This is a genomic window from Pseudoalteromonas sp. SR45-5, from assembly GCF_014163565.1.
GTDB lineage: Bacteria > Pseudomonadota > Gammaproteobacteria > Enterobacterales > Alteromonadaceae > Pseudoalteromonas > Pseudoalteromonas distincta.
Genome location: NZ_JACJDN010000544.1, coordinates 1 through 2,704 on the forward strand (window position 1 = coordinate 1; position 2,704 = coordinate 2,704).

Genomic DNA, 2,704 nt, shown 5'->3' on the forward strand with positions numbered 1-2,704 from the left:
TCCTCTTTGGCTTCTCCTAGTGCAATAGTTTTTCAAGTAAATAGTTCACTAATGGTGATATAAGACGCAGCGCTTTTAGAGTCAGTGATAAAATACTCATTTTCTGGCTTGGTTCTTCTCATTTGCTCCTCTTTGGCTTCTCCTAGTGCAATAGTTTTTCAAGTAAATAGTTCACTAATGGTGATATAAGACGCAGCGCTTTTAAAGTCAGTGATAAAATACTCGTTTTCTGGCTTAGCTCTTCTCATTTACTCCTCTTTGGCTTCTCCTAGTGCAATAGTTTTTCAAGTAAATAGTTCACTAATGGTGATATAAGACGCAGCGCTTTTAAAGTAAGTGATAAAATAAAAAACACTGTTTTTTGACTTAATTTTTCTTAGTTACTGCAGCTTCGCTTTCCCTTATGCAATTAATGACTCTTATCGCAGAGCTGATTATTCACATTATTTTATTGGTAAATTCTGCACACATCACTGCTTTAAATCTAGTCATATTCTCCTGTAAGTCTTTGTCACTTAATGCTAATGTTGATGGAGTGAATTATTTAAAACTTTAATAGCTAAACCAAGAGGTAACTATGTCTAATTGGGTTGAAGCAACAGTAAAAAATGTCACGTGGTGGAGCGAAATACTCTTTAGCTTAACCGTTAATGCAAACGTAGAGCCGTTTAAAGCTGGCCAATTTACAAAGCTTTCAATAATGGATGGCGACAAACGTATTGCTCGGGCTTATTCATATGTGAATGCCCCTGAAAACCCCGATCTCGAGTTTTATCTTATTAACGTAATTGACGGTTTGCTTTCTCCTCGTTTAGCTACCTTACAACCTGGCGACACCGTATTAATAGAACAACACGCAACCGGCTTTTTTACCCTTGATGAAATACCACAAAGTGATCAGCTTTGGATGTTAGGGACTGGCACTGCCATAGGGCCTTTTTTATCGATATTACAACAGCCCGATGTATGGAAAAAATACAAAACTTTAAATTTAGTGCATGGCGTACGTTTTAATAACGACTTAAGCTATCAGGCACTTATTAACGAGCTATTAAGAGTGTACCCAGCACAACTTAACTATATTCCGGTTGTAAGTAGAGAGGAGCCATTACAAGGCTTAAGTGGGCGAATTACTAACGCAATTGAGAGCAACCGCTTGTTTGAATATGTAAAGTTAGACCCAAAGCCCAGTAACGCACAATTTATGATTTGCGGAAATCCACAAATGGTAAAAGACACAACCGCGCTACTTCTCGATAAAAAATTTACGCGTAACCGCCGTAAAAACCCCGGCAATATCACGGTAGAGCAGTACTGGTAGGCTTCAGTAGTGGTATTAACTACCCGATAACGTTAAAATTTGCTATGTTGCACCCTTATACTAATTTTATCAAAAATATGATCATTCTATCGCATTAAATAACTCACTAACTGCGTTAAAGGTTATTCATATAGAACAACTATATGTCACAATTTTCGCGTTGTTATTGCGCTATTTTTTAACGCTATAATAGATCGCCTATTTAATGTAATTGGTATTACACGTATTTAGTGTTCATTTTAGGAAAGTTATGAAACCGTTATCTATTATTTTAGCCTCATTAGTCACTACCGTTGCGCTAATTACTTATGCCGCAGAGCAAAGCGAGCCTGAGCAAAAAGAGCCGCAAGTTGAAGCTCAAACAAGCGTTGAAAAGCCAAAAGTTGAAAATGAGCAATCAGTAACTCAAACCAACACTGACGACAAAGTAAATACGCTTGAATACAAAGCGCCAGAGCTTAAAAAGCCAACAATTGATGCGACTAAACCAGACGATTCAAAAGTATTAGGTAACGAGCAAATTAAACCTGCTGAAAAGCCTAAAAATAAAATAGAAAAAGCAGTGGCTGTAGCCGAAGCTGAAAAAGCAGTAACTCAAGCAAAAGAAGCACTTACAGTTAAGCAGCAAACTAAAGCTAAACAATCGCGCGAATCACTTGCTGTGGTAGAGCAGCTAGTTAAAGCATATAACGCACGTAACATTGAAGAGTTTCTTCGTGTATATGCCGAAGATGTTGAGTTTTATATTTTCCCTAATGAGCTATTATTTAAAGGTAAAGAAAAACTAATAGAACGTTATGGGCTAATGTTTAAAAAGTTAAAGTGTATTCACTCATCACCAATTAAGCGCATAGTGCACGGTGATATAGTGATTGATCACGAACTTTCAGAAACTTGTTCAACTGACGAAAACGTAGTTGATAAACGCTCAGAACTTATTTCGAGTTATCAAATTAAAGATGGGAAAATAGTACGCGTACTGTTTTTTAGATAAAGGCTTTAAATGCAAATAAATGACGACAAAAAAATTCGCTTAATGTATCGCATTGAGCCAGGTTGCCTTGGACCTAAGGGTGCTGAGCATGTTGAAGATTTTTGTCGTTTTGCAAACAAGCATATTAAATCCCCCTTTTATGGCCAATTTGTATTTTTACCACGTTACGATAAAACCATAGACGAGCGACAATACAGCGTTAACAGCCGTAATTTATCACTTGCTCAGGCTCGGGCTTACTTAAAGCACTTTGATATTAATATTGAAGAATTTGAAGAACAACTCGACGAGCTCCTCACAAAAGCGATTGATTTATACTTTAAGCGATAGTGTTTAATTGCTGTAGCTTAGGTATTGCCTCCCCTCAAACGTACATTTTTATTTATTTT

Annotated in this window: 3 protein-coding genes; all 3 read left to right on the forward strand. The window is 36.8% G+C overall.

What is annotated here, in order from left to right:
* The first annotated feature begins 577 nt into the window (after window positions 1-577).
* The 3 genes from H5072_RS16275 (at window position 578) to H5072_RS16285 (ending at window position 2,645) form a co-directional block, all read left to right on the forward strand.
* Window positions 578-1,321: a ferredoxin--NADP reductase gene (locus H5072_RS16275; RefSeq protein WP_182694121.1), complete on the forward strand. Its 744-nt coding sequence runs from the start codon at window positions 578-580 to the stop codon at window positions 1,319-1,321.
* Window positions 1,322-1,571: 250 nt separating this feature from the next.
* Window positions 1,572-2,315, forward strand: a complete 744-nt coding sequence (locus H5072_RS16280) for a nuclear transport factor 2 family protein (RefSeq protein ID WP_002962106.1) — start codon at window positions 1,572-1,574, stop codon at window positions 2,313-2,315.
* 9 nt (window positions 2,316-2,324) lie between these two features.
* Window positions 2,325-2,645, forward strand: coding sequence for a hypothetical protein (locus H5072_RS16285; protein ID WP_076924937.1), 321 nt, complete (start codon window positions 2,325-2,327; stop codon window positions 2,643-2,645).
* The last annotated feature ends 59 nt before the right edge of the window (window positions 2,646-2,704 follow it).

Coding starts and splice junctions, on each gene's coding strand:
- H5072_RS16275 (WP_182694121.1), top strand. CDS start 578: ATGTCTAATTGGGTTGAAGCAACAGTAAAAAATGTCACGTGGTGGAGC.
- H5072_RS16280 (WP_002962106.1), top strand. CDS start 1,572: ATGAAACCGTTATCTATTATTTTAGCCTCATTAGTCACTACCGTTGCG.
- H5072_RS16285 (WP_076924937.1), top strand. CDS start 2,325: ATGCAAATAAATGACGACAAAAAAATTCGCTTAATGTATCGCATTGAG.